This window comes from Paraburkholderia sp. J8-2, from assembly GCF_905220195.1.
Taxonomy (GTDB): domain Bacteria; phylum Pseudomonadota; class Gammaproteobacteria; order Burkholderiales; family Burkholderiaceae; genus Paraburkholderia.
This window is the reverse complement of sequence record NZ_CAJMZA010000005.1, coordinates 383,803-410,488: the sequence shown is the minus strand read 5'-3', so window position 1 is coordinate 410,488 and position 26,686 is coordinate 383,803. Positions and strand designations below refer to the sequence as shown.

Sequence of the window (26,686 nt, the reverse complement as noted above, 5' to 3'; positions counted from 1 at the left end):
GCGCCCGGCAACGGGCGCTGCCCTTAGGCTCAGCTCGACGCGGGAACCGGCTCGACGCGGCGCGGCGCATAGGTTTCCCAACCGCTGCAGCCAGGACACTGCCAGTAGAAGAGGCGCGCCCGGAAGCCGCAGTTCTGGCAGGTGTAACGAGGCAGGTTCTTGGTGCGCTGCTGGAGCAGCTTGCGCATCAGTTCGAGTTCGCTGCGGCGCGGCTCTTCGGCCGTTGCCTGCTGCGCTTCGAGCAGGCGCGCCATGCCGGCGAGATTCGGGGACTTCTCCATCTGCGTGCGGGCGAGCGAGTGCGCCGCTTCGGCGCCGCGCAGCGCGGCGACATGCTTGTACGCGACGTCGAGCAGGTCGTTGGACGGATACGCATCGACCCACGTCGTGAGCAGTTGCGCGCCCTCTTCGGCGCGGCCGAGCGTCTCATAGGCCTTCATGACCTTTTCAGCGACGAGCGGTAAATACGCGGGGTTTTGCGCCTCGACTTCGCGCCAGTGACGAAGCGCCGTCTCGCAATCACCGCTTGCCGCATCGACATCGCCCGCGAGGATCGTCGCGCGCACGTTCTGCGCATTGGCCTTGAGCGCCAGCGTCAGCTGACGGCGCGCTTCGTCGGGCTTCTTCTGCTGGAGCGCTTCCTGAGCGAGCTCGCAATGGAACTGCGCGATCTCGAGGTCGAGCGAAGCCGCGCCCATCGTTTCGAGATGACGTGCGGTGTCGATGCAGCGGTTCCAGTCCTTCTCGATCTCGTAGATCGCGAGCAGCGCGCGCTGTGCGCCAAGCGCGAAGTCGCCCGACTTGAGCTTGCCGAAGGTTTCCTCTGCGCGGTCGAGCATGCCGGCCTTCAGGAAGTCCTGGCCGAGTTCATAGAGCGCGTGGTCGCGCTCGTTCACGGGCAGGTCGGAGCGCGAGAGCAAATTCTGATGCACGCGGATCGCGCGATCGGTCTCGCCGCGGCGGCGAAACAGATTGCCGAGCGCAAAGTGCAGTTCGACGGTTTCCGGGTCGAGCTTGGCGACCTCGATGAACGCGTCGATGGCCTTGTCCGGCTGCTCGTTGAGCAGGAAATTCAGCCCGCGGAAATACGAGCGCGGCAGGTTGGCGCTTTCGGAAAGGAGTGCCTTCAGGTCGTAGCGCGACGCCATCCAGCCGAGCGCGAAAGCCACGGGAATGACGAGGAGCCACCAAAAATCGAGATCCATGCGAGCGATGGTATGAGCGGAAAATCAGCCGCACCCGTTCAGGCGCGCGGCACGGCAATACAAATCAGATGAGCGGCGGCAGCGGCGGCTCGACGCTCGGCGTGGGCGTTTCACGCGCCACACGCAGGTCGCGTTTGAGGCGGCCGTTTTCCATGCGCAGCCGGAACACGCCAGGCAGCGCGGAAAGCAGCCCCGCCAGCAGCCCCACCACAAAGAACGCGAGGCCGATCAGGATCAGCGGAGCCTGCCATGAATATCCGGCCAGAAAGTTCAGCGTCGCGGTTTGCGTGTTGGCGAGCGCGAGTACGAGCAGCAGCACGAACACCAGCACACGGATCACCCAGGCGATCAATCTCATTGAAGGATTCTCTTGGCAGTTGAGAAAGGCGCCGGCGTGGCGGACATGCTGCGCCGCAGCACAAGCCGCGCCGAAGTGTCCCGTATTGTAATTGAACGGCTCGCGCGCCGACACGTGTGAGCGAGCGCGGCGCCAGATCAAACCGGGGCGCCAACGCAAACAGCGTCGAAAAGGCGCAGACGAAAAAAAGCGCCGGGGTGGTTCACCCCAGCGCTTTTTACCGGTCCATGCATTCTGGCCATCTGGCATTGACCGCCGACGACCGCAATCGCCTGATCGCAAAAACGATCCAACGCTTACAGGTCGTCGTCCGGCTCGTCCGCCTTCAGCGGCTCGCCCGAATTACGGTCCACGCGCTCGCGCAGTTCCTTGCCCGGCTTGAAGTGCGGTACGAACTTCTCAGGCACCAGCACCTTTTCACCCGACTTGGGATTGCGCCCAACGCGCGACGGCCGACGATTCAGGCCGAAGCTGCCAAAGCCACGAATTTCGATGCGATGGCCCTTGGCAAGCGCCTCGGACATCGCATCGAGCATCGTCTTGACCGCGAAATCCGCGTCCTTGAGAACAAGTTGCGGAAATCGCGTAGCCAGCTGCGCGACCAATTCAGATTTGGTCATACTTCAGCTTGCCCCCGTTTGAGGCTTACTGGTTCTGGCCGTCGAGCTTGGCCTTGAGCAGCGCGCCGAGGTTGGTCGTGCCGGTGGCAGCCTGACCCGAATCAGCCGACATGCTGCGCAGTGCTTCCTGCGTCTCGGCCGAGTCCTTCGCCTTGATCGACAGGTTGATGCCACGCGACTTGCGATCGATGTTGATGATCATCGCGTTGACCTTGTCGCCTTCCTTCAGCACGTTGCGAGCATCTTCCACGCGGTCTTGCGCGATTTCCGAAGCACGCAGGTAGCCTTCGACGTCCGCCGTCAGGGTGATAACTGCACCCTTCGCGTCCACCGACTTCACGACGCCGTCGACCGTTGCGCCCTTGTCGTTGATTGCAACGAAGTTGCTGAACGGGTCGCCTTCGAGCTGCTTGATGCCGAGCGAAATGCGTTCCTTCTCGACGTCGATGCCCAGAACCACGGCTTCGACTTCGTCGCCCTTCTTGTACTTGCGAACGGCTTCTTCGCCAGCTTCCGACCACGACAGGTCCGAAAGGTGAACCAGACCATCGATGCCGCCAGGCAGACCGATGAACACGCCGAAGTCGGTGATCGACTTGATTGCGCCTTGCAGCTTGTCGCCCTTCTTGAAGTTGCGGCTGAAGTCATCCCACGGATTCGGCTTGCATTGCTTCATGCCGAGCGAGATGCGGCGGCGGTCTTCGTCGATCTCGAGGACCATGACTTCGACTTCGTCGCCCAGCTGGACAACCTTCGACGGAGCAACGTTCTTGTTGGTCCAGTCCATTTCCGACACGTGAACCAGGCCTTCGATGCCCGATTCGACTTCGACGAACGCGCCGTAGTCGGTGATGTTCGTGACCTTACCGAACAGGCGCGTGCCCGACGGGTAACGGCGCGAGATGCCTTCCCACGGATCGTCGCCCAGTTGCTTGATACCGAGCGAAACGCGGTTCTTTTCCTGGTCGAACTTGAGGATCTTCGCGGTGACTTCCTGGCCAACCGAGAGAACTTCGCTCGGGTGACGCACGCGACGCCATGCGATGTCGGTGATGTGCAGCAGGCCGTCGATACCGCCGAGGTCCACGAACGCGCCGTAGTCGGTGATGTTCTTGACCACGCCGTTGACGATCGCGCCTTCCTTCAGCGTTTCGAGCAGCTTTGCGCGCTCTTCGCCTTGCGTGGCTTCGATCACTGCGCGGCGCGACAGCACGACGTTGTTACGCTTGCGGTCGAGCTTGATGACGCGGAATTCGAGGGTCTTGCCTTCGTACGGCGTCGTGTCCTTGACCGGACGCGTGTCGACGAGCGAACCCGGCAGGAACGCGCGGATGCCGTTGACCATGACGGTCATGCCGCCCTTGACCTTGCCCGTGATCGTGCCGGTCACGAGTTCGTTGTTGTCGAGGGCCTTTTCCAGCGACAGCCACGAAGCGAGACGCTTCGCCTTGTCGCGCGACAGGATGGTGTCGCCGTAGCCGTTTTCCAGCGCGTCGATCGCGACGGAAACGAAATCACCCGCCTGAACCTCCACTTCGCCCTGGTCGTTCAGGAATTCCTCGATAGGAATATAAGCCTCGGACTTCAGGCCAGCGTTCACGACCACGAAGTTGTGGTCGACGCGCACGACTTCAGCGGAGATGACTTCGCCGGCGCGCATGTCCTGGCGGGTCAGCGACTCTTCGAACAGAGCCGCAAAGGATTCGGTATTGGGGGTGGAGGTTTGCAGGTCGGACATAAAAATCTGGATTTGCATGGTTTTCGCTGCACCGTTGGCCAGTCTTGACCGGTGGTGCGTTGAGGCCGGAACGCTTACGCTCGCGGCACAGATGCAAAAGCCATACTGGGTTAAAGGGTTTAACACACGCCCTGTTTCTTTCCAGGGCACCAACTGGCACTGCTACTGCTTTCTTTACTGCGCTTTGCCGCGCTCGTGAATTACCGCACGGGCCGCAGTTGGCTCGCCCCCTGATACCACCGCACCACCTGTTCGACCGCCTGGTCGACGGAGAGCGCCGAAGTATCGAGAAGCTGCGCATCTGCTGCGGGCTTGAGCGGCGCGGCCGCGCGGTTACTGTCGCGCGCGTCGCGTTCACGCAAATCCCGAAGCAAGTCATCCATATTAGCAGAAAAACCTTTTTGGATCAATTGCTTATGCCGGCGGGCCGCGCGAGCCTCCACGCTGGCCGTCAAAAACACCTTCAGAACGGCGTCCGGGAAGATCACGGTGCCCATGTCGCGGCCGTCCGCCACGAGCCCGGGAAGCTTGCGAAACGCCCGCTGGCGCGCCACGAGCGCCGTGCGCACGGCCGGATGCGCGGCGATCATCGAGGCGCGGTTGCCCACCTCCTCGGCGCGAATATCGTTCGAAACGTCAACGCCGTCGAGCTGTGCGAGCCCCTCGCGGAACGTGATATGGAGGTCATCGATCAGTTTCGCCAGGCTCTCGGCGTCGTCGGCGGCAATTGTGTAGCGCACGCTCGCGAGCGCCGCCAGCCGGTACAGCGCGCCGCTGTCGAGCAGGTGAAAGCCGAGTTGGGCGGCGACCAGCGCGGCCACCGTGCCTTTGCCGGAAGCGGTCGGGCCGTCGATCGTGATGACGGGCGTCGGATAAAAGGGACGGGTCGATTTCATGCGGCAAAGGTACTCGGCTTCGTTTGAATCAAGGTTGCGCGAGCGCCAGGAAGCGCTCGAAATAATCGGGGAACGTCTTGCCGACGCACTTCGGGTCGTTGATGCGCACCGGCACGCCGCCGAGGCTCACGAGCGAGAAGCACATCGCCATGCGGTGATCGTCGTAGGTGTCGATTGCGGCGTTCGGCGTAAGTTTCTCGGGCGGGCGCACGATCAGGTAATCGGGGCCCTCTTCCACATTCGCGCCCACCTTGCGCAGCTCGGTGGCCATCGCGGCGATGCGGTCGGTTTCCTTCACGCGCCAGCTCGCGATGTTGCGCAACGTGGTCGCGCCATCGGCGAACAGCGCGGCGACCGCGATCGTCATGGCCGCGTCGGGAATCAGGTTGAAGTCCATGTCGATGGGGTCGAGCTTGCCGTGATCGTTGCCGATCCCGCGCACTTCGATCCAGTCGTCGGCGACCGTGACGTTCGCGCCCATGCGCATGAGCGCCGCCGCGAATTCAACGTCGCCCTGGATGCTCGAGCGCCCCACGCCTTCCACGCGCAGCGGGCCGCCGCCAATCGCGCCCGCGGCGAGGAAGTACGACGCGGAAGACGCATCGCCCTCCACCATGATCTTGCCGGGCGACTGGTAACGCACGCCCGCCGGGATCTCGAAACGATGCCAGCCGTGGCGCTCGACCTTCACGCCGAAACGCTCCATCAACTTGATCGTGATTTCGATGTAGGGCTTGGAGATCAGTTCACCGTCCACCTCGACGATCGTCATGCCGTCCTTCGCGCGCACGAGCGGCAGCGTCATGAGCAGCGCGGTGAGGAACTGGCTCGACACGTCGCCGCGCACGCGGATCGGCGCCTCGACCGAAATCGGCGCCGGGCGGATGCGCAACGGCGGAAAACCTTCGTTCTCCTCGTAATCGATCTTCGCGCCGATCTGGCGCAGGCCATCCACGAGGTCGCCGATGGGCCGCTCGTGCATGCGCGGCACGCCGTGAATGCGGTAGTCGCCGCCGTTCACCGCGAGCGCGGCCGTAAGCGGTCGCACCGCCGTGCCCGCGTTGCCGAGAAAGAGATCGGCGCGCACTGCCTGGAACGCGCCGCGCGTGCCCTGCACGACACAGGTGTCGCCCTCGCGCTTCAATTTCACGCCGAGCTTTTCCAGCGCGTCGAGCATGACGCGCGTGTCGTCGGAGTCGAGCAGGTTCGTGATGGTCGTGTCGCCCTCGGCCAGCGCCGCGAGCAGCAGCACGCGGTTCGAGATGCTTTTCGAGCCGGGCAGACGGATCGTGCCGGACGCATGGGTGAACGGTCCGAGATCGAGGTGTTCCATGAGCGTGTCCTGAGAATGCCTGGGTTGCAGCCTGGTTTTTGCGGCGCTCGCGCCGCCGGGCTTAAGTCCTGCTTGCTTATTTGCCTGGTGCTGCGTCGATGGCCGCCGCGGCGCCCTTGCCGCCGCGCTCTTGCCATGCCTCGCGCGCCGCGCGCGAACGCGCAAACACGGTTTCGAGCGCTGCGCCGTCGCCGGCGTCGATCGCCGCGCGCAGCCTCGCCAGCACCTCAGTGTAGCCGTCGAGTTCGGCAAGCAGCGCGGTGCGGTTCGCAAGGCACACGTCGCGCCACATTTCGGGGCTCGACGCGGCGATGCGCGTGAAATCGCGAAAGCCGCCCGCCGCGAACGAGAACTTCAGTTGCGCGTCGGGCGAAGCGAGAATCTGGTCGACGAGTGCAAACGACAGCACGTGGGGCAGATGGCTCACCGAAGCGAATACGCGGTCGTGTTGCGCGGCCGGCATCTCGCCGATCACGGCACCCGTGGCGCGCCACATCGCGGCAATGCGCTCGACCGATGCCGGCGCGTTTTCCTCGAGCGGGCACAGCACGACGTTGCGGCCCACGTAGAGATCGGGCAACGCAGCGTCGACGCCGCTCGACTCGCGCCCGGCGATCGGGTGCCCTGGCACGAACTGCGCGATGCGCGCGCCGAGCGCCGCACGGGCCGCGGCGATCACATCGCTCTTGGTGCTGCCGGCGTCGGTGACGATGGTCTCGCTGCCGAGGTGCGGCGCGATGCGCTCGAGCAGCGCCTGGGTTTGCGCAACGGGTGCGGCGATCAACACGATATCGGCGCCATCGAGCGCGGCGGCGAGCGCCGCTTCGTCGTCGAGCGTCGCGGCGGCGTCGATCACGCCGAGTTCGAGCGCGCGCGACACCGAGTGCGCACTGCGGCCCACGCCGATCACCTGCGCGCCCTCTCGTGCCGACGAACCGCGCTCGCGCAACGCACGCGCGAGCGACCCGCCGATCAGGCCCACACCGAAAATCACGAGTTTGTTAAACGAAAACTCAGTCACGACGCCACCGAATAGAGTAAAGGTCGCGCGCTCAAGGCGCGCCGAGCGCTCGCTCGAGGGCCGCGACGAACGCCGCGTTCTCCTCGGGCAAACCGATCGTCACACGCAGCCACTGCGGCAAACCATAGTTGCCCACCGGCCGCACGATCACAGCCTGCTTGAGCAGCGCGAGGTTCACGCGCTCGCCCGCGCCGTCGTCCGCTGCATCCTTCGCCACGCGCACCAGCACGAAATTACCGTCCGAAGGCACGTATTCGAGGCCGAGGCGCTCGAACGCGGCGGTTAGCGTGCGATAGCCTTCGGCGTTGAGCGCCGCGCTGCGCTCGAGGAACGCCGTGTCGCCAAGCGCGGCGATAGCGGCGGCCTGCGCGAGCGTGTTGACGTTGAACGGCTGGCGCAGACGGTTGAGCAGATCGGTCAACTCCGGCTGCGCAATCGCAAAGCCGATGCGCAGGCCGGCGAGCCCGTAGGCCTTCGAGAACGTGCGCGAAACGAGCAGGTTCGGATAGCGGCGCACCCACGCGATCGAGTCGTAGCGCTTCTCCGCCGCGAGGTATTCCGTGTACGCCTCGTCGAGCACGACTGCGACATGCGCGGGCACCTTCGCGATGAACGCCTCGAGCTTCGCACCGTCGATGAACGTGCCAGTCGGGTTGTTCGGATTCGCCACGAACACGAGACGTGTGTCTTCATCGATTGCCGCGAGCATCGCGTCGAGATCGTGCCCGTAGTGCACGGCCGGCGTGACGAGATGGCGCGCGCCAAGGCCCTGCGTCGCGAGAGCATAGACCGCGAACGAGTACTGCGAATAAACGATCGACTGGCCGCGCTCGACGAACGCATGCGCGGCCATTTCGAGAATGTCGTTGCTGCCGTTGCCAAGCGTGATCCATTCGGCCGGCACGTCGTAGCGCGCGGCCAGCGCGGCCTTCAACTCGAACGCGTTCGAATCCGGATAGCGGCCCAGTTCGCTCGCGGCCTGCGCGATTGCACGCTGCGCCGACTCGGGCACGCCGAGCGGATTCTCGTTCGACGCGAGCTTCACGATGCGCGCCTCGTCGAGCCCGAACTCGCGGGCGACTTCGGAAATCGGTTTGCCGGCGATGTAAGGCGCGATTGCGCGCACATACGAGGGGCCGAATTGCGTGGTCATGCGTCTCTCCAGGGCTCAAGGCGCCGGGCGTACAACGGCCGGTTGGGACGGATCGGGAAAGGCGCGCCGCCCGGCATCCTCATGCGGCGGGCGGCGATTGGGCGGCGTTCGGCGGTGGGCCGCCCGCACCTTCCGCGCTTTAGCGCGCGCGCGGATACGAGCCGAGAATCTTCAGAAACGCGGCTTTCTTGCTGAGTTCGTCGAGCGCGGCGGCCACGGCGGGTTCGTCGCGATGGCCTTCGAAGTCGATGTAGAAGTAGTACTCCCACGTGCTGCCAAGGCGTGCCGGCCGCGACTCGAAACGCGTCATCGACACGCTGTGGCGCGCGAGCGGTTCGAGCAGCTTGTACACCGCGCCCGGCTCGTTCTTCACCGAAACAATCATCGAGGTCTGGTCGCGGCCCGTCGCGCCCGCCGGCTGCTTGCCGATCATCACGAAGCGCGTGCGGTTGTGCGGGTCGTCCTGGATCAGCGCGTTGGCGATCAGCAAACCGTAGTGCGTGGCGGCGCGGTCGCCGGCAATCGCCGCAACCGTCGGGTCGGCGGCGGCCAGACGCGCGGCTTCCGCATTGCTCGACACCGGCTGACGCTCGAGCTGCGGCGCGTTCGCGGTCAGCCAGTGCTGGCACTGCGCGAGCGCCTGCGGGTGCGCGCACACGCGCTTCACGCCGTTCAGGTTGCCGCTCAGCGTCATCAGATTGTGCTGAATCGGCAGCGCGATTTCGCCGCCAATGACGAGCTGCGTTTCGAGGAACAGGTCGAGCGTGCGTGAAACGGCGCCTTCGGTCGAATTCTCGACCGGCACGACGCCGAACTCGGCGGCGCCCGCCTCGACCGAGCGGAACACCTCGTCGATCGACGGGCACGGCAGGCCTTCGATCGACTGACCGAAGTACTGGTACATCGCCTGTTCGCTATAGGTGCCGACCGGGCCGAGGAACGCGGCCGAAATCGTCTTTTCGAGCGAACGGCTCGCGGCCATGATCTCGCGCCAGATCGCGCTGATGTGATCGTTGCCGAGCGGGCCGTCGCTCATGTTCTGCAGGCGCTCGATCACCTGAAGCTCGCGCTCCGGGCGAAACACCGGCGCGTTGAAATGCTTCTTGACCTCGCCCACTTCGAGCGCGACCGAGGCGCGCTGGTTCAGGAGCGCGATGAGTTGCGCGTCGATCGCATCGATGCGTTCGCGCAGCGGCTTGAGTTGGGAGTTGAGTTCGTCGTCCATGCGTAAAACCGGCAATCTGAAAGGATGCGCGCGGCGCCGCTTCGCTCGGTGAGCGAGGCGCGCTTACGCGTGCTTCGCCTCGAATTCCTTCATGTACTCGACCAGCGCCTTCACTGCCTCGAGCGGCACCGCGTTGTAAATCGATGCCCGCATGCCGCCGACGGACTTGTGGCCCTTCAGCTGCAACAGCCCGCGCGCTTTGGCGCCGGCGAGGAAATCTGCGTTACGTGTTTCGTCGGCGAGGAAGAACGGCACGTTCATCCGCGAGCGCGCGCGGCGCTCCACCTTGTTAATGTAGAAGCTGCTTGCGTCGATCGTGTCGTAGAGCAGCTTCGCTTTTTCCACATTGCGCGCCTCGATGACTTCGAGACCGCCCTGGCGCTTGAGCCACTTGAACACGAGGCCCGCGATATAGATCGCGTAGGTCGGCGGCGTGTTGAACATCGAATTGTTCGCGGCCACGGTTTTCCATTCGAACGCCGACGGGCAAATCGGCATCGAACGATCGAGCAAGTCCTCGCGCACGATCACGACCGTCACGCCCGCCATGCCGATATTTTTCTGCGCGCCGCCGTAGAGCACGCCGTACTTGGCGATGTCCATCGGGCGCGACAGGATGTGCGACGAGGCGTCAGCCACGAGCGGAATGTCACCGAGGTCGGGAATCTCGAAGGTCTCGACGCCGTCGATCGTCTCGTTCGTGCACAGGTGCACGTAAGCGGGGTCGTCGGAAAGCTTCCACTCGCTCTTCGGCGGCGAATGCGTGAAGCCGGCCTCGGTACGACCCGTCGCTGCAATGTGCGCCTCGCCGTACTTGAGCGCTTCCTTCTGCGACTTCTGCGACCACGAGCCAGTCACGACAAAGTCGGCGCGCGGCTTCGAGCCGAACAGGTTGAGCGGCACGATCGCGTTCTCGCCAATGCCGCCGCCCTGCAGAAATAGAATCTGGTGACTGGCGGGCACCTGCATCAGCTCGCGCAGATCGAGCAGCGCCTCGGCATGAATCTGCATGAATTCCGGGCCGCGATGGCTCATTTCCATCACGCCCATGCCGCTGCCGTGCCAGTCGAGCATTTCGTCGGCGGCCTGACGCAGGACTTCTTCTGGCAACGCTGCCGGTCCGGCTGAGAAGTTGTAGACGCGCATCGTAAAAAGGATCCCCGAGGCAGGCGTTGTGGCAAAAACCACCGGAAAACACGCCAGAAAAAGTAAATGGCCGCTTGCGCTTATCGCGCAAACGACCATTATCGCATTGTCGCCGGGAACCCGCCACGCGTGGCGCGGCGGTGGGTTTCCGGGCCTACGCGGCCAATCCGGCCCCGCTACCGTACTTCATGGCGACGAACCGGAGGGCGCGTAATGCCGGAAGGCTTACTTGGCAGCCTTGACCGAAGCGACTTCCTTGTCGGCCTGGTCGCGCGTTGCCTTGATCGACTGCGGCATGTACTTCTGCATCAGGCTGTTCACGACGTCGCGGCCAACCTGGTCTTGAACCTGAATGAACTTGCGGCCGGTCGGGCTGCGGTAGAACGTGGTCAGGTCCTTGATTTCCTGCGTGCTGTAGTACTTCGCATACGCGTCGTACTGAGCTTGCATGGCGTCCTGCTTGAACGAGTCGGTCGCGAAGACCTGGCCTGCCGAGTCAACCAGCTTCGGCACGGCGTTCTTCTGCAGCGACGGGACGGCAGCTTGCTTCTGCTTGTCCGTCATCGTCTTGTTTTCCGAGAGCGCGTCCGACAGGATTGCCGGGACAAGCTGCTTGGCTTGCATCTGGGCGCTGTTGCCGATTGCGCCGACGAGCTTCTGTGCGTCGATCGCGTCGAGCAGGTCCTTGATCGCGGCTTGCTTGGCCGGATCGACGGGTGCTGCAGCCGCTGCCGGTGCCTGGGGGGCGGGCGCCTGGTTCTGGAGCGCCTGAGCCATGGCAAACGTCGGCACGAGAGCGGCCAGCAACATCACCTGCTTGAATCGTTTTTGCATCATTACTCCCTTTGAGAAATTAATCGATTTGCACTGCCGCGCGGACTGCGGGGCGCCGCATTGGCGTTCATTTGCGTTGTGCGCCCGCCGGCCGGTCCGCCCGGCATACCATTCATTTAGCTGACACTAACAAGGTTCGCTGAAACCCACCTTAAAGCCCGCGTAAGCGCATCGATTGAACGCACTTCTGCGGGCCTGGATGGAGCATCACTCTTCGCCTTCGCCCGGCTCGCCTTCACCTTCGGCGTCCGCCTCTGCGTCTGCTTCGGCGACCTGCTGGAGTCCGGAGAGCTTCGTCCCTTCGTCAAGGCTGATGAGTGTAACACCTTGCGTTGCACGGCCCATTTCGCGAATTTCCGACACGCGCGTGCGAATCAAAACGCCCGTGGTGGTGATCAACATGATCTGCGCTTCCGGGTCGACGAGTGTGGCCGCAACCACCTTGCCGTTACGCTCCGAAGTCTGGATTGCGATCATGCCCTTCGTGCCGCGGCCATGGCGCGTGTACTCCGTGATCGGCGTGCGCTTGCCGTAACCGTTCTCGGTCGCGGTGAGCACCGACTGCTGCTCGTCGCCTGCCACGAGGAGCGCGATGACCTGCTGATTGTCTTCGAGCTGCATGCCGCGCACACCGCGCGCTTCGCGGCCCATCGGGCGCACGTCGTTCTCATCGAAACGCACGGCCTTGCCGGCGTCGGAGAACAGCATCACGTCGTGCTCGCCGTCGGTGATCGCGGCGCCGATCAGGTAGTCGCCGTCGTCGAGACCGACCGCAATAATACCCTTGCGCAACGGGCGGCTGAACGCTTCGAGCGGCGTCTTCTTGACCGTACCCAACGCGGTGGCCATGAAAACGAACTTGTCGGCCGAGAACTCCTTGACCGGCAGCACGACCGTGATCTTCTCGCCGTCCTGCAGCGGGAACATGTTGACGATCGGACGGCCGCGCGAGTTGCGCGAGCCTTGCGGCACTTCATACACCTTCACCCAGTACACGCGGCCGCGATTCGAGAAGCACAGAATGTGGTCGTGCGTGTTGGCGATAAAGAGCGTGTCGATCCAGTCGTCGTCCTTCATCGAGGTCGCCTGCTTGCCGCGACCTCCGCGCTTCTGGGCTCGATATTCCGACAACGGCTGCGATTTCACATAACCGGCGTGCGACATGGTCACGACCATGTCCTGCGGCGTGATCAGGTCTTCGGTGTTGAGCTCCGTGGCGTTCATCTCGATCTTCGAGCGGCGGGCATCGCCGAATTCGCTCTTGATCGAGGTGAGTTCGTCGGAGATCATGGTAGTTACACGCTCGGGACGCGCAAGGATGTCGAGCAGGTCGGCGATCTGCGCCATGACTTCGCGGTACTCGCCGATGATCTTGTCCTGCTCCAGGCCAGTCAGGCGCTGGAGGCGCATTTGCAGGATTTCCTGCGCCTGCGTGTCGGACAGACGGTAGAGGCCGTCGGCCTGCATACCATATTGCGGGTTCAGCCCTTCCGGACGGTAGGCGCCGCGCCCGCCCGCGGCCGCGTTGTCCTGCTCCGCACGCGTGAGCATCTCGCGCACGAGCGACGAATCCCACGAGCGGTTCATCAACTCCTGCTTCGCGATAGGCGGCGTGGGCGCGGCCTTGATCAGTTCGATGAAGTCGTCGATGTTCGCGAGCGCAACGGCGAGACCTTCGAGCACGTGGCCGCGTTCGCGCGCCTTGCGCAGCTCGTACACCGTGCGGCGCGTGAGCACTTCGCGGCGATGCGAGAGGAAATGCTCGAGCATTTCCTTCAGGTTCAGCAGCTTCGGCTGGTTGTCCACCAGCGCGACCATGTTCATGCCGAACGTGTCCTGCAGCTGCGTCGCCTTGTAAAGATTGTTGAGGATGACCTCGGGCACTTCACCGCGCTTGAGCTCGATCACGACACGCATGCCGCTCTTGTCCGATTCGTCGCGAATATCGGAAATGCCTTCGAGCTTCTTCTCGTTGACGAGCTCGGCAATGCGCTCGAGCAGCGAACGCTTGTTCACCTGATACGGCAGCTCGTCGACGATGATCGCCATACGCTGACCGCGATCGATTTCCTCGAAGTGCGTGGCCGCGCGCATCACCACGCGGCCGCGGCCCGTGCGATAGCCGTCGCGCACGCCGGCGACGCCATAAATAATGCCGGCGGTCGGGAAATCGGGCGCGGGGATGATCTCGATCAGCTCGTCGATCGTCGCGTGCGGGCTCTTCAGCAGGTGCTGGCAAGCGTCGACAACTTCGTTGAGATTGTGCGGCGGAATATTCGTGGCCATGCCGACCGCAATACCCGACGACCCGTTGATCAGCAGGTTCGGAATGCGCGCGGGCAGGATCTGCGGCTCGCTTTCGCTGCCGTCGTAGTTCGGCCCGAAGTCGACCGTTTCCTTGTCGATGTCGGCCAGCAGCTCGTGACCGATCTTCGCCATGCGGATTTCGGTGTATCGCATGGCGGCGGCGTTGTCGCCGTCGATGGAGCCGAAGTTGCCCTGGCCGTCGACCAGCATGTAGCGCAGGGAGAAGTCCTGCGCCATACGCACGATGGTGTCGTAGACGGCCGTATCGCCGTGCGGATGGTACTTACCGATGACGTCGCCGACGATACGCGCCGACTTCTTGTAAGCGCGGTTCCAGTCGTTATTCAGCTCGTGCATTGCGTAGAGCACGCGCCGGTGGACGGGCTTGAGGCCGTCACGAACATCCGGAAGTGCCCGCCCGACGATCACGCTCATCGCGTAATCGAGATACGAGCGGCGCATTTCCTCCTCGAGGGAGATTGGCAGAGTCTCTTTGGCGAATTGATCCATTATCGATGTCTTATTTGGGCACGCGGTGTGCTAGCGCCTCGCCCCAACTGGAAGGACGGAGGTCGCCGCGGCCACCGCGAGACGCCCAGCTGTCGCATGGACGCCGCGGACGCAGCGCATCACGCGATTCTACCATGCACGACACCCTCGCCCGCCGCCTGCGTATACCTATTAGAGGAGTGGCGCCGAAGCGCTCAAAAGCGCCTTGAGCGTGGCGCAAACGCCGCAGTGCGAACCGGAATCAGATGCACCGCCAGCGATTTGGATAACAATGTGTGACAGCCCGCCTACCCAGGCGCACTACCAGGTAAAATAACGGGAACTTTTTTGTTGCGGGCGTACCACGTTCGACAAGCCGCAGTGAAAGGGGCGGATTTTTTTTATCGTCGGAGGGGAACGATATGGCAAAATGCCAACGCACAAAGTTAGACACTGCTCGAAGTCTACACAACGCAAAGCGTTCCCCACAACTTGCCAATGTTATACTTCGAGCAATGTATGACTTGTCTTCGTCATATGGCTCGCAGTAAACCTGCGGTAATCTCAATTTCGAGAGGAGAAATATGAATAAACTTTCAAAGCTCGCGTTCATTGCAGCTACCGCAGTTGTGGCTGCATCCGCTCAGGCACAATCGGTGCCGGCGTCGCGACAAGCCGTCAATGACAACTGGGTGAATGGTACCGGCGAATACGTGTGGATGAACGGCACGAACGAGCTTTGCTGGCGCGATGCATTCTGGACGCCGGCCACCGCCAACGCCAAGTGCGATGGCGCCCTGGTCGCCCAGGCACCGACGCCGCCGGTCGCTCCGGTCGCTCCGGCCATCACCAGCCAGAAGATCACGTACCAGGCTGACGCCCTGTTCGACTTCGACAAGGCGATCCTGAAGCCGGCAGGCAAGGAAAAGCTGGACGACCTGGCAAGCAAGATCCAGGCACTGAACCTCGAAGTCGTCGTCGCGACGGGCTACACCGACCGTATCGGCTCGGTTGCCTACAACGACCGTCTGTCGCTGCGCCGTGCGCAAGCCGTGAAGTCGTACCTGGTCAGCAAGGGCGTTCCGGCAGAGCGTATCTACACGGAAGGCAAGGGCAAGCGCAACCCGGTTACGACGGGCTGCAACCAGAAGAACCACAAGGCTCTCATCGCCTGCCTCGCACCGGACCGTCGCGTGGAAGTCGAAGTCGTCGGCACGCAAAAGCAGTAATCGCGAGCTTTCGACCGCAAGTCTCAAAAGCCCCGCTTCGGCGGGGCTTTTTTTATCCCGAGCGCTTTCCTCCTTTTTCCCTTCTTTCATTTCGCCTGACTCTGCGCGGCTTTATCGTTTTGGAAAGATTTACGGCACAGCGTGGCATTTGGCCGCCCTGTGCACCCACAGATATACTCGGGGTTTATTCTTTCTGACCCGCACCGCGCTTCAGGCTGCCACGACATGACGAATGCCGATCCCCACGAGCTGCAGAAATTCAGCGATCTCGCTCATCGCTGGTGGGACCCAAACGCCGAATTCAAGCCGCTGCACGAACTCAACCCCATTCGCCTTGGCTGGATAGACAGTCATGCGCACCTGCCGTCCAAGCGCGTGCTCGACATCGGCTGCGGCGGCGGCATCCTCTCCGAATCGATGGCGGGGCTGGGCGCGACCGTGAAAGGCATCGACCTTTCGCGCGAGGCGCTCGGCGTGGCGGACCTGCATAGCCTCGAAAGCGGCGTGACGGTGGACTACGAGCTGATCGCCGCCGAAGCGATCGCCGCACGCGAACCTGCGTCGTTCGACGTCGTGACCTGCATGGAGATGCTCGAACACGTGCCGGAGCCCGCCGAGGTCGTGAAGGCCTGCGCAACGCTCGTGAAGCCTGGCGGCTGGGTGTTCTTTTCGACGCTCAATCGCAACGTGAAGTCGTATCTTCTCGCCGTGATCGGCGCGGAATACATCGCGCAGATGCTGCCCAAGGGCACGCACGACTACGCGCGTTTCATCCGCCCCTCGGAGCTTGCCGCGTTCGTGCGCGACGCCGGCATGCGTGTCGCCGAAATCAAGGGCATCACGTATAACCCGATCACGCGGCACTTCGCGCTTTCGAACGACTCCAGCGTCAATTACATGATCGCCTGCCGGCGCGACGCCTGACGGCGCTTGCGCGATCGGCGCCGCCGGACCACCCTGCTCCGGCGGCATTTCCTGCACACGGGCGCGCCGCGCCATCGCTTCCAGACATGAACTCACCCACGAACGCCCAATCTGCCGCGGTCAGCGCCGCAGCGCTCGCCACCTGCGACGCCGTGCTGTTCGACTTCGACGGCACACTCGCCGATACGGCCCCCGACCTCGCCGCCGCCGTCAACCAGATGCGCCACGCGCGCGGCCTCATGCCCGCGCCGCTCGAGAAGCTGCGTCCGCTCGCTTCGGCCGGCGCGCGCGGCCTGATCGGCGGCGCGTTCGGGATCGGCCCCGACGATCGCGAGTTCGCGGCCATGCGCGAGGAATTCCTCGCCAATTACGAGGCGAATTTGCGCGTCGAGACGGCGCTCTTCGCCGGGATCGACGCCGTGCTCGACGACCTCGACACGCGCGGCGTGCGCTGGGGCATCGTGACGAACAAGGTCGCACGCCTCACCGAACCGCTCGTGAAGCTGATGCATCTGGACACGCGCGCAAGCTGCGTGGTGAGCGGCGATACCACGCCCTATTCCAAGCCGCATCCGGCGCCGCTGCTGCACGCGGCCGAGGCGCTCGGCATCGCGCCGCAGCGCGTGGTGTATGTCGGCGACGATCTGCGCGACGTGCAGGCAGGCGCCGCGGCGGGTATGGCGACCATCGCCGCCGCCTACGGCTACTGCGGCAACGACGTGCCGCCCTCGCAGTGGAATGCGCAATATGTCGCCGACACCACGGCGACGCTGCTCGCCCTGCTCCAGCACATCGGCAAGCCGGCCTGAGACAACGTGAAGACGGACGTAGAAGCCGAAGCGGCTTTTGCGCGCAGACAGCCCCGCGCCCCCTTGAACCGGGCGCGGTTCGCCTCATATGGCGAACTATGTGATAATTGTTCTTTCCTCTGGGGCCGACCTGGTTTCGACAGGGGTTATGAAGTAATCAGGGCATGCCGAGGACCCGTCACCTCGTTAATCAATGGGAAAAACGTAACTGCAAACGACGATACGTTCGCACTGGCAGCCTAAGGGCCGCCGTCCTCTGCCTAGCTTACTGACGGGCTAGCGTCGCAAGACCGGTAGCAATACCGCCAGAGGTCATTTACGTCAGTTAAGCCTTGTCGGCGTCACGACGCCAAGGTCGAAAATCTAGTGAATCGCCGTAGCGCAGCGTGTTCGTCCGCGTCGCTGCGGTTAAATCAAATGACAGAACTACGCATGTAGAACTGGTTATGGACTGCTTCTGGACGCGGGTTCGATTCCCGCCGGCTCCACCAGATATTTCCGGTCGTCCACGACGAACGGACTCAAGCCCCGGCGCCGCAAGGCTGTCGGGGCTTTTTGCTTTTTTGCGGATTCCCGCCGCCGGCCAACCCAACCCGGCAAAGCGCACACAAAAAAACTCGCGACGGCCCGTTCGGGCCTCGCGAGTTTTTTATTCCGCAAGCGGCGCGACTGCCGCCACTGCCCTTACGCCATTAATTGTCCTGCGGGCACTGCAGATTACAGCCGTTCGGATCACCCAGATCACCACGCTTACGTGCAGCGGACGCTTTGCCATGCTGATACTTTTCCGACGGCGCCGAAGCGGCGTACTGCATTTGCGGATGCTCGTTGAACTTGAACTGATCGCTCAGAATGCCGCCGGGGACGCCCGGCGAGTTCTGCGCGAATGCGAGGTTGAACGTAGCCAACAACGCCGCGGCCGTAGCGGCGGCAGCACCAACTTTGAGGACAAATTTCATGGTCGATCGGCGCGACGAACGCGCATCTGAAACGTGAGAGCGAATACGAACTGAAAGTATCACAAAAAGCGCCGCAGTCTGCAGCGTAGTCCGACCAATACGTTGCCTTCTATTACAACGCCCGCGGCTCGCCCCATGCGGCTTCGAGTTCCACGACGTCACCGCACGCGGCCGGATCGTACCCTTCGAGCTGGGCAACCGAAGTGCGGAACCCGGCACCGCGCAGCAACGACAGAACCGTCGCCAGCGGCTCGTGCGCGAGATGACCGCGATCACACGCGAAATAGTAGTCTTCGTCGGCGATTTCAATGAAATCGAGGCCGAAGTGGTGCGCAGCCGGTTCCACGCCGAAACCCACGTCGGCCATGCCGCTCGCCACGAACGCGGCAATCGCCGAGTGCGTGAGCTCCGAAGACGCATAGCCGTTCACGCGCTCGGGATCGACGCCAATGCGTGTGAGCAGCAGGTCGATCAGCATGCGCGTGCCCGAGCCCGGCTGCCGGTTCACAAAACGTATATCGCCGCGCGCGAGGTCGGCCAGGCCCTTGACGTGCTTCGGGTTGCCGCGCCCGACGAAGAGCCCCTGTTTGCGCTGCGTCAGATGGATGAGCACGTGCCGCTGCGGGTCGAGCCAGCTCCGGTAGGCGTTGGCGCACGCGGCGCGAAAGTCGCCGCGCGGCAAATGAAAGCCCGCTAAATCGCATTCGCCGCGCGCGAGCGCCGTGATCGCATCGACGCTATCGCGGTACTTGATCTCCACGGGCACCTGGTCGGCGACGAGCGCCGTCACGAGCGCCGCCACCGCATAGCCGTGCGAAGCGTGGATGCGCAGATCCTGCGCGTGGGGCGCGAGCCAGCGGTTCAGGTCGCTCGCCACCTCGCTTGCCAGCGCCTCGAGATTACCCTGCAGGCGTTCCCCGCACAGGCGCTGCGAGCGCAGCACAGCCTCGCCCAGTTCGGAGAGCACGGAGCCGCGGCCGCGCGCTTTCGCGATCAGCGCGCCGCCCAAGCGCTCCTCCACTTCGCGCAAAACACCCCACGCATGGCGATAGGACAAACCCTTACGCTGCGCGGCCTGCGCAATGCTTCCTTCTTCCGCGACAAGCGCAAGCAACGGCACAACGTCCGTCAGGCTTGCCTCGCGGCCATCCGCGTCGCGCACGACTAGCTGCGCATGGCACTCGACCTTGATCATTATGAAATGCTCCTTCCTATTGCGTCCGCCTTTCCACGGGCCTATTGTTCGGTCAGACAACAAGACAACCGCAGCATAGATGCACACTTTATGAATAACAAGTGCATATATGCCCAGGAGAAGCCCCATGATGGAAGAGACAGCTGTTAGCACGCCGGACGATCTCGTCCTGCGTCACGCGCAACCGGGCCGCACATTGCTTGCGATCCTGCACGCGATCCAGGACGACGTCGGCTTCGTGCCGCCGTCCACGGTCGTGCCGCTCTCGAAGGCGCTGAGTCTTTCGCGCGCCGAGGTGCACGGCGTGATCACCTACTACCACCACTTCCGCACTGCGCCGCCCGCGCCGGTCACGGTCCAGCTGTGCCGCGCCGAGGCGTGCCGCAGCATGGGCAGCGAAGCGCTCGCGCAGCACGTCGAGGCGCATACCGGCTGCCGGTTCGGACAGCACGGCCACGACGCCGAACACGCGCATGCCCACGAAGGTCCGGTCGCGCTGGAGTCCGTCTATTGCCTCGGCCAATGTGCGCTCTCGCCTGCCATGATGATTAACGGCACCTTGCACGCAAAAGTGACCCCGCAGAAGTTCGACAAGCTCTTCGCCGCCGCCATGACGGCGGTCGCCCGCACCGAGGAGGCCGCATGACACGCGTGTACGTACCCCGCGACTCCTCGGCCCTCGCGCTCGGCGCGGATGCCATCGCTGAAGCCATCGAACGTGAAGCCGCCGCGCGCGGCGCGAGCATCGAACTCGTGCGCAATGGCTCGCGCGGCCTGCTCTATCTCGAACCGCTCGTCGAAGTGCAAACGCCCGACGGCCGCGTCGGCTACGCGAACGTCGAGCCCGATGAAGTGGGCGCGCTCTTCGACGCCGGCTTCCTGCAAGGCGGCCAGCACGCGCGCAGCGTCGGGCTCGTCGAGCAGATTCCGTATCTGCGCAAACAGCAGCGCCTCACGTTCGCGCGCATCGGCATCACCGACCCGCTTTCCACCGACGACTACGTCGCCCACGGCGGCCTCGAAGGATTGCGCAATGCGTTGACGATGACCGGCGCCACGATCTGCGAAGCGCTCGTCGAATCGGGCCTGCGTGGCCGCGGCGGCGCCGCGTTCCCGGCCGGCATCAAATGGCGCACGGTCGCGAATGCGCAAGCCGACCAGAAGTACATCGTCTGCAATGCCGACGAAGGCGATTCGGGCACGTTCTCGGACCGCCTCGTCATGGAAAGCGACCCGTATGTGCTGATCGAGGGCATGGCGATCGCGGGCATCGCGGTGGGCGCCACCGTTGGCCATATCTACGTGCGCAGCGAGTATCCGCATTCGATCGCGGCGCTCGAGGAAGCCATCCAGCGCGCACGTGCGGCGGGCTGGCTCGGCGACGACGTGCTCGGCAGCGGCAAGCGCTTCGAGCTGTTCGTGGCCAAGGGCGCGGGCGCCTACGTGTGCGGCGAGGAAACGGCGCTGCTCGAATCGCTCGAAGGCAAGCGCGGCATCGTGCGCGCCAAGCCGCCGCTGCCCGCGCTCTCCGGTCTCTACGGCAAGCCCACGGTCATCAACAACGTCATTACGCTCGCCACGGTGCCGATCATCTTTGCGAGAGGCGCGGCGTTCTACAAGGACTTCGGCATGGGCCGCTCGCGCGGCACGCTGCCGTTCCAGCTCGCGGGCAACATCGCGCGCGGCGGCCTCGTCGAGCTTGCGTTCGGCGTGACGCTGCGCGAGCTGATGGTCGACTACGGCGGCGGCACCGCCAGCGGCCGCCCGGCGCGCGCCGTGCAGGTGGGCGGCCCGCTCGGCACGTATCTGCCCGAGAGCCAGTGGGACATTCCCATGGACTACGAAGCGTATGCGGCCGTCGGCGCGGTCGTGGGCCACGGCGGCCTCGTCGTGCACGACGATACGTCGAATCTCGCCGAACTCGCCCAGTACGCCATGGAGTTCTGCACGCTCGAATCGTGCGGCAAGTGCACGCCGTGCCGCATCGGTTCGACGCGCGGCGTCGAGGTGATCGCGAAGATCCGCAAGGGCGACACGTCGGAGAAGCAGGTCACGCTGCTGCGCGACCTGTGCGAGACGATGGTGTCCGGGTCGCTCTGCGCAATGGGCGGCATGACGCCCTACCCCGTGATCTCCGCACTCAACTATTTCCCTGAAGATTTCGGTCTCGAACCTGTTGCCGCTCCGGCAGCAGCAGCCTGAACGAGGAACCACCATGTCCGACACGCTCATGTCCCAAGCCGGTGGTTGCGGTTCCGGCAATTGCGCCTGCAAATCGGCCGCAATGAAGCAACGCTCGCCCTTCGACGACACCGATTTCGGCACGCCGCTCGTCCACGCCGACGTCGACGTCACGCTCGAAATCGACGGCCAGTCCGTCACGGTGCCGGCCGGCACTTCGGTGATGCGCGCCTCCATCGAGGCCGGCGTCAACGTGCCCAAGCTGTGCGCCACCGATTCGCTCGAGCCGTTCGGTTCGTGCCGCCTGTGTCTCGTGGAAATCGAAGGCCGCCGCGGCTACCCCGCTTCGTGCACGACGCCCGTCGAAGCGGGCATGAAGGTGCGCACGCAAAGCAATCAGCTGCAAAAGCTGCGCCGCAACGTGATGGAGCTGTACATCTCCGATCACCCGCTCGACTGCCTCACCTGCCCCGCCAATGGCGACTGCGAACTGCAGGACATGGCGGGCGTCACAGGCCTGCGCGAAGTGCGCTATGGCTTTGACGGCGCGAATCACCTGAAAGACAAGAAAGACGAATCGAATCCGTACTTCACGTACGACCCGTCGAAGTGCATCGTCTGCAATCGCTGCGTGCGCGCGTGTGAAGAGACGCAGGGCACGTTCGCGCTGACCATCGCCGGGCGCGGCTTCGAATCGCGTGTCGCCGCCGGCGCGAGCGAAGCGTTCATGGACTCGGAATGCGTGTCGTGCGGCGCCTGCGTGGCCGCGTGCCCGACCGCCACGCTGCAGGAAAAAACCGTCGTGATGCTGGGCCAGGCCGAACATTCGGTCGTGACGACTTGCGCCTATTGCGGCGTGGGCTGCTCGCTCAAGGCCGAGATGAAGGGCAACGAAGTCGTGCGCATGGTGCCGCACAAGAACGGCCAGGCGAATGAAGGCCATGCCTGCGTGAAGGGCCGCTTCGCCTGGGGCTACGCCACGCACAAGGACCGCATCAAGAAGCCGATGATCCGCGCGAAGATCACCGATCCGTGGCGCGAAGTAAGCTGGGACGAAGCGATCAACTACGCCGCGAGCGAGTTCCGCCGCATCCAGGCGAAGCACGGGCGCGATTCGATTGGCGGCATCACGTCGTCGCGCTGCACGAACGAGGAAACGTATCTCGTGCAGAAGCTCGTGCGCGCCGCGTTCGGCAACAACAACGTCGATACCTGCGCACGCGTGTGCCACTCGCCCACGGGCTATGGCCTGAAGACGACGCTCGGCGAGTCGGCGGGTACGCAGACCTTCGCCTCGGTCGATCACTCCGACGTGATCATGGTGATCGGCGCGAACCCCACCGACGGCCACCCCGTGTTCGGCTCGCGGCTCAAGCGCCGCGTGCGTCAGGGCGCGAAGCTGATCGTTGTCGATCCGCGCCGCATCGATATCGTCGATACCGCGCACGTGAAGGCCGAATATCACCTGCAACTGCGTCCGGGCACCAACGTCGCGATGGTCAACTCGATCGCGCACGTGATCGTCACCGAAGGGCTCGTGAACGAGTCGTTCGTGGCCGAGCGCTGCGAAACGCGCGCGTTCGAGCAATGGCGCGACTTTGTCTCGCTGCCGGAAAACTCACCGGAAGCCATGGCCGAAGTGACCGGCGTGCCGGCCGAGCAGGTTCGCGCCGCCGCGCGTCTCTACGCGCAGCAAGGCAATTCGGCGATCTACTATGGCCTCGGCGTCACGGAACACGCGCAAGGCTCGACCATGGTGATGGGCATCGCCAACCTCGCGATGGCCACGGGCAACATCGGCCGCGAAGGCGTGGGCGTGAATCCGCTGCGCGGCCAGAACAACGTGCAGGGTTCGTGCGACATGGGCTCCTTCCCGCACGAGCTGCCGGGCTATCGCCACGTGGGCGACGCCACGACGCGCGCGCTGTTCGAAGACGCCTGGAACGTCGCGCTGCAAAGCGAGCCGGGCCTGCGGATTCCGAACATGTTCGAGGCGGCGCTCGACGGCACCTTCATGGGCCTCTACTGCCAGGGCGAGGACATCGTCCAGTCCGACCCGAACACGCAGCACGTGGCGGCCGCGCTTTCGTCGATGGAATGCATCGTCGTACAGGACATCTTCCTGAACGAAACGGCGAAATACGCGCACGTCCTGCTGCCGGGCTCGTCGTTCCTGGAGAAGGACGGCACGTTCACCAACGCCGAACGCCGCATCTCGCGCGTGCGCAAGGTCATGCCGCCTGTCGCCGGCTACTCGGACTGGGAAGCGACGATCCTGCTCGCTCGCGCCCTTGGCTACGAGATGGGCTACACGCATCCCTCGCAGATCATGGACGAGATCGCGCGCCTCACGCCTACGTTCCACGGCGTCTCGTACAAGCGGCTCGACGAGATGGGCAGCATCCAGTGGCCGTGCAACGAGGAAGCGCCCGATGGCACGCCGATCATGCACATCGACGCATTCGTGCGCGGCAAGGGCAAGTTCGTCATCACGAAGTTCATCGCCTCGCCGGAGAAGGTCACGCGCCGCTTCCCGCTCCTGCTCACGACGGGCCGCATCCTCTCGCAGTACAACGTGGGCGCGCAAACCCGCCGTACCGAGAATTCGCGCTGGCATGAAGAAGACCGCCTCGAGATCCATCCGGTGGACGCCGAAGACCGCGGGATTCGCGACGGCGACTGGGTGGGCATCGAATCGCGCGCGGGGCATACGGTGCTGCGCGCAAAGGTCAGCACGCGCATGCAGCCGGGCGTCGTCTACACGACGTTCCACTTCCCCGAATCGGGCGCGAACGTCATCACCACCGATGCCTCCGACTGGGCCACGAACTGCCCGGAATACAAGGTGACGGCGGTGCAGGTCAGCCACGTGCAGCAGCCCTCGGAATGGCAGCGCGAATACTCGCGCTTCAACACGACCCAGCTCGAGCTGCTGAGCAAGCGCGAACCGCTTACAACCTCAGGGAAATAAAGCGATGAAAGCGGATCACTTGATCGAAATGGCGAACCAGATAGGCATGTTCTTCGACTCGCTGCCCGATCGCGAAGAAGCGCTCACGGGCATCGCGGAGCACATCCGCAAGTTCTGGGAGCCGCGCATGCGCCGCACGCTGCTCGCGGCACTCGATGGCGAAGGCGAGCAAGCGGGCTTCACGGAAATCGTGCTCGCCTCGCTCACGAAGCATCGCGAGGCGTTGATGCCCGCGGCGGCTTGATCTGTACCAGCCAGGCCAGCGCCATTGCATCACGCGCACGGCGCCGCCGGTTCGCTCAGACCGGCGGCGCCTGTGCGAATCCCGCTGCCGCATACCACGTCTCGCAGTGGCGCAGCAACGCATTGAGGTCCGACGCGGGACGCCCCCGCGCACCAATATAGCCGTCGGGCCGCACCAGATAAAACGCGGGCCGCGTGCGCCCGTACGATTCGCTTAGCGAGGCCGCGCCCTCGCCCGCCAGCGGCGTCTCGCCGTTGGCGAGATCGGCGATCCACCACACTCGCAGCGCTTGCGGAAAGAGCCGCTCGACGGCTTCGGCGAAACGCTTGAGCGTAGCGCCCGCTTCTTCGCCGTTTCTTGCCGCCGCGCCTGCAGTATCGGCATCGCCCTCGACGAGCATGAACAACGAGAAACACGCCGGGTCGTGCAGATCGAAGATGCGCCCCTTGCCCGGCGCCTTGCCTAGCGGACCGTCCACCACGCGCACGAAAGCGTCCGGGGCGCGCTCGCCCGCGCGCGGGCCGCCGTCCAGCACGCGCTCGAGCGTAAGCGGGCTGCGGCGATACTGGATCGACAGCTCGCTCACCGCCTGGCGCGCCGCGTCGCGCAGCGGCCCGAGCGCGACGAGCGCCGGCATCACGCGCTCGCGCAGCAGCTTGAGCGGGCCGTGATCGGCCTCCACCAGTTGCGTCATGAAGCTCGTCTGCTGCAGCACGAGCCGCTCGATCGGATAACGCTCCGCGTGATAGGTGTCGAGCAGGCGCTCGGGCGCGCCGCGCGCGTGCACACGCGCGATCTTCCAGCCCAGATTGAAGGCTTCCTGGATGCCCGTGTTCAAGCCCTGCGCGCCTGCGGGGCTGTGTACGTGCGCGGCGTCGCCGGCAAAAAAGGTGCGCTCCACGCGCAGTTGCCGCACCATGCGGCTGTTCACGCTGAAGTAGGAGGCCCAACCCATGTCCGAGACGGACACCGGGTGATGCACGCGCTGCTGGATGATCTCGCGGCATTCTTCCAGCGTGGGCACGGGGATCGTGCCTTCCGGCGCGGCGGGCAGCATCGCCTTGTGATCGGCGATCAGGCGGTAGCGGCCGTGGCCGAACGGGAAAAGCGCGGCGAGCCCATCGCCCGAGGCGAAGATGTGGAATTCGTCGTCGGACCAGGGCGTGCTCGCGCTCAGGTCGGCGAGCAGGAACGATTGCGCCATCGTCTCGCCGTCGAACTTCATGTCGAGGCGATGGCGCACCGTGCTATGCGCGCCGTCGGCGGCAATCACATAAGCGCAGCGCAGCGACTCCACGCGGCCGTCGGGGCGGCGCACTTCCGCGCTCGCACCGGCCGAGCCCTGGGTGTACTCCAGCAACTCGCAGCCGCGCTCGATCTCCACGCCAAGCGTCGCGAGATGCCCGGCGAGAATGCGCTCGGTAACGGTCTGCTCAATGAAGAGCAAATAGGGATAACGCGTGAAGAGCGGATCGAAGTCGAGCCGCGCGCGGCGCTGGCCGTTCGAATAGAGATTCGCGATATGCGCGCGGTGGCCAAGCTCGAGAAATGGCTCGACGACGCGATGCTGCTCGAACAGTTCGAGCGTGCGCGCCTGAATGCCGATCGCCCGCGAGTGGCGTCCTGGCTGCGGCGCGCGATCGATCAGCCGCACGGGAATATGCGCGCGCGCAAGACTCATCGCGGCGGCGAGCCCGGTGGGCCCCGCGCCCACGATAAGCACGGGCGCGAGAGAAGAAGCCACGGCCATGCAGACCTCCATGCGCTCGACACGATACGTAGTGTATCGCCCGCGCCTTAAGCGGTCGCGCGGCAGCGCATCAAAAGCAGCCTGAACGGCTCGGCACGC

22 protein-coding genes and 1 other RNA gene are annotated in these 26,686 nt (G+C 64.3%); 8 read left to right on the top strand and 15 right to left on the bottom strand.

Translation table 11 applies throughout. The features are described from left to right. Positions 1-29 precede the first annotated feature (29 nt). The 12 genes from lapB to gyrA form a co-directional block, all read right to left on the bottom strand. Positions 30-1,205 (bottom strand): lipopolysaccharide assembly protein LapB, encoded by a 1,176-nt coding sequence (gene lapB / locus U5A52_RS15230; protein WP_321913839.1) that lies wholly within the window; start codon positions 1,203-1,205, stop codon positions 30-32. Between the two features lie 64 nt (positions 1,206-1,269). Then, positions 1,270-1,563, bottom strand: a complete 294-nt coding sequence (locus tag U5A52_RS15225; protein ID WP_028208175.1) for a lipopolysaccharide assembly protein LapA domain-containing protein — start codon at positions 1,561-1,563, stop codon at positions 1,270-1,272. Positions 1,564-1,859: 296 nt separating this feature from the next. After that, positions 1,860-2,183 (bottom strand): integration host factor subunit beta, encoded by a 324-nt coding sequence (locus tag U5A52_RS15220; protein WP_027817382.1) that lies wholly within the window; start codon positions 2,181-2,183, stop codon positions 1,860-1,862. Positions 2,184-2,208: 25 nt separating this feature from the next. After that, positions 2,209-3,939 (bottom strand): 30S ribosomal protein S1, encoded by a 1,731-nt coding sequence (gene rpsA, locus U5A52_RS15215; RefSeq protein ID WP_321913840.1) that lies wholly within the window; start codon positions 3,937-3,939, stop codon positions 2,209-2,211. Between the two features lie 182 nt (positions 3,940-4,121). Then, a complete protein-coding gene (gene cmk / locus U5A52_RS15210) occupies positions 4,122-4,817 on the bottom strand; it encodes a (d)CMP kinase (protein WP_321913841.1) in 696 nt (231 codons plus the stop codon). A 28-nt stretch (positions 4,818-4,845) separates the two neighbouring features. After that, positions 4,846-6,150, bottom strand: coding sequence for a 3-phosphoshikimate 1-carboxyvinyltransferase (gene aroA, locus U5A52_RS15205; protein WP_321913842.1), 1,305 nt, complete (start codon positions 6,148-6,150; stop codon positions 4,846-4,848). Between the two features lie 76 nt (positions 6,151-6,226). Then, positions 6,227-7,171, bottom strand: a complete 945-nt coding sequence (locus U5A52_RS15200) for a prephenate dehydrogenase (RefSeq protein ID WP_321935162.1) — start codon at positions 7,169-7,171, stop codon at positions 6,227-6,229. 31 nt (positions 7,172-7,202) lie between these two features. After that, a complete protein-coding gene (gene hisC, locus U5A52_RS15195; protein WP_321913844.1) occupies positions 7,203-8,324 on the bottom strand; it encodes a histidinol-phosphate transaminase in 1,122 nt (373 codons plus the stop codon). A 139-nt stretch (positions 8,325-8,463) separates the two neighbouring features. Next, on the bottom strand, positions 8,464-9,549 hold the full coding sequence (gene pheA / locus U5A52_RS15190; RefSeq protein ID WP_321913845.1) for a prephenate dehydratase: 1,086 nt from the start codon (positions 9,547-9,549) through the stop codon (positions 8,464-8,466). A gap of 63 nt (positions 9,550-9,612) precedes the next feature. Further along, positions 9,613-10,695, bottom strand: coding sequence for a 3-phosphoserine/phosphohydroxythreonine transaminase (serC, locus tag U5A52_RS15185; RefSeq protein ID WP_321913846.1), 1,083 nt, complete (start codon positions 10,693-10,695; stop codon positions 9,613-9,615). Between the two features lie 225 nt (positions 10,696-10,920). Continuing rightward, positions 10,921-11,529, bottom strand: a complete 609-nt coding sequence (locus tag U5A52_RS15180) for a DUF2059 domain-containing protein (RefSeq protein WP_158758339.1) — start codon at positions 11,527-11,529, stop codon at positions 10,921-10,923. 207 nt (positions 11,530-11,736) lie between these two features. Continuing rightward, complete coding sequence (gene gyrA / locus U5A52_RS15175; RefSeq protein WP_321913847.1) at positions 11,737-14,346, bottom strand: DNA gyrase subunit A; 2,610 nt, start codon at positions 14,344-14,346, stop codon at positions 11,737-11,739. Positions 14,347-14,909: 563 nt separating this feature from the next. On the opposite strand from gyrA, the gene ompA reads away from it, so the two are divergent. From ompA to ssrA, 4 genes are all read left to right on the top strand, one after another. Beyond that, on the top strand, positions 14,910-15,554 hold the full coding sequence (gene ompA, locus U5A52_RS15170) for an outer membrane protein OmpA (protein WP_321913848.1): 645 nt from the start codon (positions 14,910-14,912) through the stop codon (positions 15,552-15,554). 225 nt (positions 15,555-15,779) lie between these two features. Beyond that, the gene (gene ubiG, locus U5A52_RS15165; protein WP_321935161.1) at positions 15,780-16,478 is read left to right on the top strand and encodes a bifunctional 2-polyprenyl-6-hydroxyphenol methylase/3-demethylubiquinol 3-O-methyltransferase UbiG; all 699 of its coding nucleotides are present in this window, start codon (positions 15,780-15,782) and stop codon (positions 16,476-16,478) included. Positions 16,479-16,564: 86 nt separating this feature from the next. After that, positions 16,565-17,287, top strand: coding sequence for an HAD-IA family hydrolase (locus U5A52_RS15160; protein WP_321935160.1), 723 nt, complete (start codon positions 16,565-16,567; stop codon positions 17,285-17,287). 121 nt (positions 17,288-17,408) lie between these two features. After that, positions 17,409-17,778: a transfer-messenger RNA gene (gene ssrA / locus U5A52_RS15155) on the top strand. A 201-nt stretch (positions 17,779-17,979) separates the two neighbouring features. On the opposite strand, the gene U5A52_RS15150 is transcribed toward ssrA, so the two are convergent. Together U5A52_RS15150 and U5A52_RS15145 are read right to left on the bottom strand one after the other, a co-directional pair. Continuing rightward, the gene (locus U5A52_RS15150) at positions 17,980-18,246 is read right to left on the bottom strand and encodes a hypothetical protein (protein ID WP_321913851.1); all 267 of its coding nucleotides are present in this window, start codon (positions 18,244-18,246) and stop codon (positions 17,980-17,982) included. Between the two features lie 112 nt (positions 18,247-18,358). Next, entirely contained in the window at positions 18,359-19,441 is a 1,083-nt protein-coding gene (locus U5A52_RS15145; protein WP_321935159.1) for a substrate-binding domain-containing protein, read from the bottom strand. A gap of 130 nt (positions 19,442-19,571) precedes the next feature. Between U5A52_RS15145 and U5A52_RS15140 the strand changes: the two genes are divergently transcribed. Genes U5A52_RS15140 through U5A52_RS15125 form a run of 4 tightly spaced genes read left to right on the top strand, consistent with a single transcriptional unit; the run spans position 19,572 to position 24,837 of the window. Next, on the top strand, positions 19,572-20,087 hold the full coding sequence (locus U5A52_RS15140; protein ID WP_321913987.1) for an NAD(P)H-dependent oxidoreductase subunit E: 516 nt from the start codon (positions 19,572-19,574) through the stop codon (positions 20,085-20,087). Continuing rightward, positions 20,084-21,643, top strand: a complete 1,560-nt coding sequence (locus U5A52_RS15135; RefSeq protein ID WP_321913853.1) for a formate dehydrogenase beta subunit — start codon at positions 20,084-20,086, stop codon at positions 21,641-21,643. The genes U5A52_RS15140 and U5A52_RS15135 overlap by 4 nt, the downstream gene beginning before the upstream one ends. A gap of 13 nt (positions 21,644-21,656) precedes the next feature. Then, positions 21,657-24,593 (top strand): formate dehydrogenase subunit alpha, encoded by a 2,937-nt coding sequence (fdhF, locus tag U5A52_RS15130; RefSeq protein ID WP_321913854.1) that lies wholly within the window; start codon positions 21,657-21,659, stop codon positions 24,591-24,593. A gap of 4 nt (positions 24,594-24,597) precedes the next feature. Further along, complete coding sequence (locus U5A52_RS15125; protein ID WP_254316108.1) at positions 24,598-24,837, top strand: formate dehydrogenase subunit delta; 240 nt, start codon at positions 24,598-24,600, stop codon at positions 24,835-24,837. 55 nt (positions 24,838-24,892) lie between these two features. Here the strand turns inward: U5A52_RS15125 and U5A52_RS15120 are convergent, their stop codons facing one another. After that, entirely contained in the window at positions 24,893-26,587 is a 1,695-nt protein-coding gene (locus U5A52_RS15120; protein ID WP_321913855.1) for an FAD-dependent monooxygenase, read from the bottom strand. Positions 26,588-26,686: the final 99 nt, after the last annotated feature.

What these genes read in the sequence shown, in the direction of transcription:
- U5A52_RS15150 (WP_321913851.1), bottom strand. Translation starts at nt 18,246, where the DNA reads ATGAAATTTGTCCTCAAAGTTGGTGCTGCCGCCGCTACGGCCGCGGCG.
- U5A52_RS15125 (WP_254316108.1), top strand. Translation starts at nt 24,598, where the DNA reads ATGAAAGCGGATCACTTGATCGAAATGGCGAACCAGATAGGCATGTTC.
- gyrA (WP_321913847.1), bottom strand. Translation starts at nt 14,346, where the DNA reads ATGGATCAATTCGCCAAAGAGACTCTGCCAATCTCCCTCGAGGAGGAA.
- ubiG (WP_321935161.1), top strand. Translation starts at nt 15,780, where the DNA reads ATGACGAATGCCGATCCCCACGAGCTGCAGAAATTCAGCGATCTCGCT.
- U5A52_RS15225 (WP_028208175.1), bottom strand. Translation starts at nt 1,563, where the DNA reads ATGAGATTGATCGCCTGGGTGATCCGTGTGCTGGTGTTCGTGCTGCTG.
- U5A52_RS15135 (WP_321913853.1), top strand. Translation starts at nt 20,084, where the DNA reads ATGACACGCGTGTACGTACCCCGCGACTCCTCGGCCCTCGCGCTCGGC.
- U5A52_RS15120 (WP_321913855.1), bottom strand. Translation starts at nt 26,587, where the DNA reads ATGGCCGTGGCTTCTTCTCTCGCGCCCGTGCTTATCGTGGGCGCGGGG.
- pheA (WP_321913845.1), bottom strand. Translation starts at nt 9,549, where the DNA reads ATGGACGACGAACTCAACTCCCAACTCAAGCCGCTGCGCGAACGCATC.
- aroA (WP_321913842.1), bottom strand. Translation starts at nt 6,150, where the DNA reads ATGGAACACCTCGATCTCGGACCGTTCACCCATGCGTCCGGCACGATC.
- U5A52_RS15220 (WP_027817382.1), bottom strand. Translation starts at nt 2,183, where the DNA reads ATGACCAAATCTGAATTGGTCGCGCAGCTGGCTACGCGATTTCCGCAA.
- rpsA (WP_321913840.1), bottom strand. Translation starts at nt 3,939, where the DNA reads ATGCAAATCCAGATTTTTATGTCCGACCTGCAAACCTCCACCCCCAAT.
- serC (WP_321913846.1), bottom strand. Translation starts at nt 10,695, where the DNA reads ATGCGCGTCTACAACTTCTCAGCCGGACCGGCAGCGTTGCCAGAAGAA.
- U5A52_RS15140 (WP_321913987.1), top strand. Translation starts at nt 19,572, where the DNA reads ATGGAAGAGACAGCTGTTAGCACGCCGGACGATCTCGTCCTGCGTCAC.
- hisC (WP_321913844.1), bottom strand. Translation starts at nt 8,324, where the DNA reads ATGACCACGCAATTCGGCCCCTCGTATGTGCGCGCAATCGCGCCTTAC.
- lapB (WP_321913839.1), bottom strand. Translation starts at nt 1,205, where the DNA reads ATGGATCTCGATTTTTGGTGGCTCCTCGTCATTCCCGTGGCTTTCGCG.
- fdhF (WP_321913854.1), top strand. Translation starts at nt 21,657, where the DNA reads ATGTCCGACACGCTCATGTCCCAAGCCGGTGGTTGCGGTTCCGGCAAT.
- U5A52_RS15180 (WP_158758339.1), bottom strand. Translation starts at nt 11,529, where the DNA reads ATGCAAAAACGATTCAAGCAGGTGATGTTGCTGGCCGCTCTCGTGCCG.
- U5A52_RS15145 (WP_321935159.1), bottom strand. Translation starts at nt 19,441, where the DNA reads ATGATCAAGGTCGAGTGCCATGCGCAGCTAGTCGTGCGCGACGCGGAT.
- cmk (WP_321913841.1), bottom strand. Translation starts at nt 4,817, where the DNA reads ATGAAATCGACCCGTCCCTTTTATCCGACGCCCGTCATCACGATCGAC.
- ompA (WP_321913848.1), top strand. Translation starts at nt 14,910, where the DNA reads ATGAATAAACTTTCAAAGCTCGCGTTCATTGCAGCTACCGCAGTTGTG.
- U5A52_RS15160 (WP_321935160.1), top strand. Translation starts at nt 16,565, where the DNA reads ATGAACTCACCCACGAACGCCCAATCTGCCGCGGTCAGCGCCGCAGCG.